Genomic DNA, 7,089 nt, shown 5'->3' on the forward strand with positions numbered 1-7,089 from the left:
GGCGTCGCGGCGCCGGTGTCTCCGCCGGGCGGGGGAGTGGCAGGATCGGGCGTTGTGCCGGGCGTGGGACCCGGTGTCACGTCGCGCACGGCCGGCACGTCGCTGGTGCCGTTGCCGGGGGTGGGCTCCTCGGCCGGCGGGGCGCCGTCCTCGGTCGGCGGCGTCACGCGCAGGGTCTGCACCGGCTTGGCGTCCGGCGCCACGGGCGCCTCGACGCCCTCCTGCGGCAGGCGGTCGCCGATCTTCGGCTCCAGCGCGTTGCCGGTGCCTTCCGGGGCCGTGCCCTGGGTCGGCGCCGGGCTGGTGTCGCTGCCGGCGAGGAAACTCTCGATCTGGTCGCGCTGCGACCAGCCGAGCGCGGCGAGGCCGGCAAGCACGACGAGCACCAGCGAGGCGACGACAAGGCCGGACCGGCTGCGCGTCGTGCCAGCCTGCGCCAGCGCCAGGTCGATCTCGGCAGAGGTTCGGCCATCCGCCACGGGACCACCTGCCGCCGCCGGCACGACCGGCACATCGTCGGTCGACCCCGCAGGCGCGCGCGGGCTGCCGCCCAGGGTCGGTTCGAGGCGGTCCTGCGACGGCGATCGGCCACCGGACTTCGTCTCGTCGCGGGATTTCTTCGGTTCGCCGGATTTCGAGGCCCCGAATCGCGGCTCGGCCGGCGTCAGATCACCGGACGCCCGATCGGACGGCGTCCGGTCGGGGGATGGCGGCATCCCGTCGCGGGCCGGCTTGCCGGATGCGTCCCCGGACGACCGGTGGTCGTCACGCGCGCGGACGAAGACATCGGCGCCCGACGCGGCGGCCGTGTCACCCGGCGTTTGGCCCTTCGGCTTCGGCGTGACCACGACCTCGGGTGCCGGTGCGGGTACAGGTGTCGGCGGCTTCGGGTCCGGCTTCGGCGCCGGGCGGGGCTCGGGCTGCGGCTCGCTTGGCACCGCAGGCTTCGGCTCGGCGGGCTTGGGCTCTGCCGGCTTCGGCTCGGCCTGCCTCGCTCAGACGCCGGCGGAGGGGCGGGTTGGGGCTTCGGCTCGGGTCTGGGTTCTGGCCGCGGTTCCGGCGGCGGCGGCGGCGTCAGGCCGAATTCGGCGCCCGCGATCTCGGCCTCGACCTTGCGAATCGATTCCTCGAGCGCGAGGCGCTGGTCGGTGATCTCGCCGGACGACAGCGGCGGGTCGTAGGCCTGCAACTGGCGAACCAGCGCGGCACGGGCCTTCTCGTAGACGGCGCGTCGCGCCTCGCCCGTGTTGGACGGCAACCCGCCGATCGCCCGTTTCAGAACCGGATAGAAATCCGCCATACAGCCGGCCTCTGTGTTCTTCTTTGCCGTTACGCATCGGACTGCCGTGAGGCAATCGGCCGGAAATGCGCGACGCATCCGGCGCCGGGGCAGGCGCACGGGTGCCGTGCACGTCCCGACCGATGCCATCCTAGAGCATCGCAGGGCGTGGCGGGAGCCGATTTCGCGAAATTATCGAAGTTTTAACAGAATGATAGGCTGGCACTTCGCCCGTGCCAGCCGTTCTGTGCACCCTCAATCCTGGAAGGGGTCCTGCACGAGGATGGTGTCGAGCCGGTCCGGGCTGGTGGAGAGCATCGCCACCGGCGCGCCGATCAGTTCCTCCACATAGCGCACATACTTGATCGCCTGCGCCGGCAGATCGGCCCACGAGCGGGCGCCCTGGGTCGATTCCTTCCAGCCGGGAATGGTCTGGTAGACCGGCTCGACGGTCGCCTGGGCTTCCTGCGAGGCCGGCAGATAGTCGAGGATCTCGCCGTTGAGGCGGTAGCCGGTGCAGATCCTGATCTCGTCGAGGCCGTCGAGCACGTCGAGCTTGGTCAGCGCGATGCCGTTGATGCCCGAGGTGCGCACCGTCTGGCGCACCAGCACCGCGTCGAACCAGCCGCAGCGGCGCTTGCGCCCGGTGACCGTGCCGAACTCATGGCCGCGGGTGCCGAGGAACTCGCCGATCTCGCCGGTGTCCTCGGTCGGGAACGGGCCCTCGCCGACGCGGGTGGTGTAGGCCTTGGTGATGCCGAGCACATAGTCGAGCGCGCCGGGGCCGACGCCGGAGCCGGTCGCCGCCTGCCCCGCCGTGGTGTTCGACGAGGTGACGAAGGGATAGGTGCCGTGGTCGTTGTCGAGCAGCGCGCCCTGCGCGCCCTCGAACAGGATGCGCGCGCCGGCGCGGCGCTTCTCGTCGAGCAGACGCCAGACGCTGTCCACATAGGGCAGCACCTTGTCGGCGACGGCCATCAGCTCGTCGTGGATCGTCTGCGGGTCGATCTCGGCGACGCCGAGGCCGCGGCGCAGCGGGTTGTGGTGGGCGAGCAGCCGCTCGATCCGGTCCATCAGCACCTTGCCGTCGGCCAGATCCATGACGCGGATCGCGCGCCGGCCGACCTTGTCCTCGTAGGCCGGGCCGATGCCGCGCTTGGTGGTGCCGATCCGGGTGCCGGTGTTGGAATTCTCGCGCAGTTCGTCGAGTTCCTGGTGCAGCGACAGGATCAGGCTGGCATTCTCGGCGATGCGCAGGTTCTCCGGGCTGACCTCGACGCCCTGCGCCTCGATGCGGGCGATCTCGGTGACCAGCGCGCGCGGATCGACCACCACGCCGTTGCCGATCACCGACAGCTTGCCCGGCCGCGCGACGCCCGACGGCAGCAGCGACAGCTTGTAGGTGATCCCGTCGATCACGAGAGTGTGGCCCGCGTTGTGGCCGCCCTGGAAGCGCACCACCACATCGGCGCGCTCCGACAGCCAGTCGACGATCTTGCCCTTGCCCTCGTCGCCCCACTGGGAGCCGACCACCACCACATTCGCCATCTTGTCCGTTCCTGCCCTTAAGTCGTCGTGACCGCCCGCGCGCCGGAGCCGGGGCGGCAATGCCGCGCCGCGCCGGGGGGGCCGGGGCAGCGGGCGGCGGGACTATAGCGGCATCGTCCGCGCGCGGCGAGCCTAGAAACGCCCTGCCTGGCCGCAGGCTCGCCCCAACCGCGAAAGGCTGTCATGCACACGCGGGGCTGGCCAAGCTGCGCGCGCGCCGGCTATAGGACGAGACCGGCCAATGATAAGCCAGAAGAACAATCAACATGACGGCACGTCCGGCGACCCTTCTCAGCAAGCTCTATGACAGCCCCTACGTGATGCTGACGCTTGCGCCGCTGTTCTGGGCGGGCAACGTGATCACCGGGCGGCTCGCCGTCGGCGAGGTCTCGCCCATGGCGCTCACCACCCTGCGCTGGGCGGTGGTCGGCGTGATCATCGTCGCCCTCGGCCGCGGCCCGATCCGCCAGGACTGGCACGCCCTGAAGCCGCGGCTCGGCTATCTCGCCGTGATGGGAACGCTCGGCTTCACCGCCTTCAACGCGCTCTACTACATCGCCGCCCATTTCACGACCGCCGTCAACATCGGCATCCTGCAGGGTGCGATCCCGATTCTCGTGTTCGGCCTCGCCTTCTTCCTGCGCGGCACGCCGGTCGGCCTGTTCCAGATCGCCGGCATGACCATCGGCCTCGTCGGCGTGGTGGTGGTTGCCACCCGAGGCGACCTCGGGGCGCTGGCCGCCCTCGCCTTCAACTTCGGCGACGTGCTGATGATGGGCGCCTGCGTGGTCTACGCGATCTTCACCGCGCTGCTGCCGAACCGGCCGGCCACCTCCGGCTTCTCCTTCTTCGCCATGCTGGCGCTGTTCGCGCTGCTGACGTCCTTTCCCCCGCTCGTCGCCGAGATCGCCATGGGCCAGTTCGTCTGGCCGAGTTTCAACGGCTGGCTGGCGGTGATCTACACCGCGATCTTCCCCTCGGTCGCCTCGCAGGTGTTCTTCATCCGCGGCGTCGAGCTGATCGGCCCCGGCCGGGCCGGCATCTTCGTCAACCTGATCCCGGTGTTCGCCGCCGGCCTTGCGGTGGCGATCCTGCGCGAGCCGTTCCACGTCTATCACGCGGCCGCCCTCGCCCTCGTGCTCGGCGGTATCTTCCTTGCCGAGCGCGGCCGCCGGCCGCCGCTTCCGGGTGGCGCGGCCGAATAGAAGCCGCTATGCCGGCCGCACGCCCCTACTGGCCGGCCCCCTGGCCGGCCCGACCCGAGGAACCGTGATGCCGCCGGTCGCCTGGATCCTGCTTCTCCTGCTGTCGCTGCTCTGGGGCGGGTCCTACCTCTCCGCCCGGGTCGCCGCGCCCGAGATCGCGCCCTTCACGCTGGTGTTCCTGCGGGTAGTGATCGCCGCGGCCCTGCTCGGCCTCGTGCTGCGCCTGTCGGGAAGCCGCCTCGGCCTCACCCGGCGCAGCGCCGCCGATTTCGCGGTGATGGGCCTCCTCAACAACGTCATCCCCTTCGCGCTGATCTTCTACGGCACCAGCCAGATCGAGGCCGGCCTTGCCTCGATCCTCAATGCGGCGACACCGATGATGACGGTGCTGGTGTTCCACGTCTTCACCGAGGAAAAGCTGAAACCCCTCAAGGTCGCCGGCGTGATCATCGGCTTTGCCGGCGTCGCGGTGATGATGGGCGGCTCGGCGCTGGGCGACCTCGGCGGCGACTTCCTCGCCGAACTTGCCTGCATCGGCGCGACGATCTCCTACGCCTTCTCCAGCCTGTGGGCCCGCCGCTTCAAGGGCCAGCCGCCGCTGCGCACCGCCACAGGCCAGCTGACCGCCTCCAGCCTGCTGGTGCTGCCGCTGATGCTGATCTTCGAGGCGCCGTGGGCGGCGCCTGCGCCCTCCGGCCCGGCCTGGGCGGCCGTGATCTTCCTCGCCCTCGCCGCCACCGCGCTCGCCTATGTCGTGTTCTTCCGCATCATCACCCTCGCCGGCGCCTCCAGCGTCATGCTCGTCACCTTCCTCGTGCCGGTCAGCGCCGTGCTGCTCGGCTGGCTGGTGCTCGGCGAGGTGCTGGAGCCGCGCCACTGGGTGGGCATGGCGCTGATCATGGCCGGGCTGGCGGCGATCGACGGGCGAGTGGCGCGAATGTGGATGCGGTGAGGTTTTCCCCAAGTGCGGGGAAAACCTCGGCGAAGGGGCGGGCCTGCCCCATCTCCTGCTCGCTCGTGTCTGGAGTGTCGGAAACCTCATCCCAGTCGTCGCGGGTATAGCCGCGTCCGGCTTCGAAATCCGTCTTCCGGGGGGTGTTCACAGGAACCTCCGTTCGGTTGCCGACGCCGGCCGCATGCTGATGATAGATTGCGCCGTCCCTGTAAATGAAAGCAAGTGTCCCGCCAAACCCTTCAGAAAAACGAAAACGCCGGCCCCTCACGAGGCCGGCGTCCCGAAGTCTTGCCAGATGCCCTCAGGCGCTGCTCAGAACGCCAGCGCCTTCGCCTGGCGCACCATCGGCAGGGCCTTGACCGCCTCCAGCGCCGCGTCCGGCACCGCGCCGTCGACGGCGACGAGGCAGATGGCGTCGGCGCCGGCGGCGAGGCGGCCGAGGTTGAAGGTGGCGATGTTGATGCCGGCGTCGCCGATGATGCCGGCGAAGCGGCCGATGAAGCCCGGCTTGTCCTCGTTGGTGACGTAGATCATCGACGGGGCGAACTCGGCCTCAAGGCCGATGCCCTTGATCTCGACGATGCGCGGCTTGCCGTCGGCGAACACCGTACCGGCGACGCCGCGCTCCTGCCGCTCGGTGATCACGGTCAGGCGGATCAGCGCCTCGTGGTTGCCGACCGCCTCGCGGCGGACCTCCTCCACCGCGATGCCGCGCTCCTTCGCCATCGCCGGCGCCGAGACCATGTTGACGGTCTGGAGCAGCGGCCGCAGCAGGCCGGTGAGCGCCGCGGAGGTCAGCGCGCGGGTGTTCATCTCCGCGACGTCACCCTCGTATTCGATGCGCAGGCCCTTGATCGCCGTCTCGGTGAGCTGGCCGGCGAACGAGCCGAGCTGCTCGGCGAGCTTGACGAAGGGCGTCAGCCGCGGCGCTTCCTCGGCCGAGATCGACGGCATGTTCAGCGCATTCTGCACCGCGCCCTTCATCAGATAGTCCGACATCTGCTCGGCCACCTGCAGCGCCACATTCTCCTGCGCTTCCGTGGTCGAGGCGCCGAGATGGGGGGTCGCCACCACATTCGGATGGCCGAACAGCGGATGCGCGGTGGCCGGCTCGATCTCGAACACGTCCAGCGCCGCGCCTGCGACATGGCCGCTGTCGAGGGCGGCCTTGAGGTCGGCCTCGACGATCAGGCCGCCACGGGCACAGTTGATGATGCGCACGCCCTTCTTCATCTTCAGGAGCGCCGAGATGTCGATGATGTTGCGGGTCTTGTCGGTCAGCGGCGTGTGCAGGGTGATGAAGTCGGCGCGGCGGAACAGCTCGTCGAGCTCCACCTTCTCGACGCCGAGGTCGATCGCCCGCTCCGGCGACAGGAACGGATCGAAGGCGATCACGTGCATGCGCAGGCCGACGCCGCGCTCGGCGACGATCGAGCCGATGTTGCCGCAGCCGATGATGCCGAGCGTCTTCGACGTCAGCTCCACGCCCATGAAGCGGTTCTTCTCCCACTTGCCCTCGTGGGTAGAGGCATTGGCCTCCGGGATCTGGCGGGCGAGCGCGAACATCATCGCGACCGCATGCTCGGCGGTGGTGATCGAGTTGCCGAAGGGCGTGTTCATCACGATCACGCCGCGCGCCGTGGCGGCCGGCACGTCGACATTGTCGACGCCGATGCCGGCGCGGCCGATCACCCGCAGCCTGGTGGCGGCGGCGAGGATCTTCTCGGTGACCTTGGTCGCCGAGCGGATCGCGAGGCCATCATAGTTGCCGATGATCTCGAGCAGCTTGTCCTTGTCCTTGCCGAGATCGGGCAGGTAGTCGACCTCCACGCCGCGGTCCTTGAAGATCTGCACGGCGGTGGGGGAAAGCTTGTCGGAAATGAGAACGCGGGGCATGGAAGCCTCCTGAAGAATGGGGGATGCGCGCAGCCGGTTCCGGCGCGCGTCGCAGGTTCGGTTCTGGCTGTGACCGAAAACCCTCTCCCCTTGCGGGAGAGGGTGCCCGAAGGGCGGGTGAGGGGTCGCGGCGCTGCGTCAAATGCAGGCGGTCACGGGGTTCCGTGGCGCCGCCCCCCTCATCCGGCCGCTGCGCGGCCACCTTC

4 protein-coding genes and 1 pseudogene are annotated in these 7,089 nt (G+C 69.8%); 2 read left to right on the forward strand and 3 right to left on the reverse strand.

The window, feature by feature from the left end:
* Positions 1–479: pseudogene (locus tag A6302_RS22420) on the reverse strand (hypothetical protein); the annotation flags it as partial.
* A gap of 1,055 nt (positions 480–1,534) precedes the next feature.
* Entirely contained in the window at positions 1,535–2,827 is a 1,293-nt protein-coding gene (locus tag A6302_RS18585; RefSeq protein ID WP_069308285.1) for an adenylosuccinate synthase, read from the reverse strand.
* Between the two features lie 266 nt (positions 2,828–3,093).
* Here A6302_RS18585 and A6302_RS18590 point away from each other — a divergent pair, with 266 nt between their 5' ends.
* Both A6302_RS18590 and A6302_RS18595 read left to right on the forward strand, forming a co-directional pair.
* A complete protein-coding gene (locus A6302_RS18590) occupies positions 3,094–4,032 on the forward strand; it encodes a DMT family transporter (protein WP_069308286.1) in 939 nt (312 codons plus the stop codon).
* Positions 4,033–4,099: 67 nt separating this feature from the next.
* A complete protein-coding gene (locus tag A6302_RS18595; protein ID WP_069308287.1) occupies positions 4,100–4,984 on the forward strand; it encodes a DMT family transporter in 885 nt (294 codons plus the stop codon).
* Between the two features lie 315 nt (positions 4,985–5,299).
* On the opposite strand, the gene serA is transcribed toward A6302_RS18595, so the two are convergent.
* Complete coding sequence (gene serA, locus A6302_RS18600; protein WP_069308288.1) at positions 5,300–6,883, reverse strand: phosphoglycerate dehydrogenase; 1,584 nt, start codon at positions 6,881–6,883, stop codon at positions 5,300–5,302.
* Between the last annotated feature and the right edge of the window lie 206 nt (positions 6,884–7,089).

It is taken from the genome of Methylobrevis pamukkalensis (assembly GCF_001720135.1).
GTDB classification, from domain to species: Bacteria; Pseudomonadota; Alphaproteobacteria; order Rhizobiales; family Pleomorphomonadaceae; genus Methylobrevis; species Methylobrevis pamukkalensis.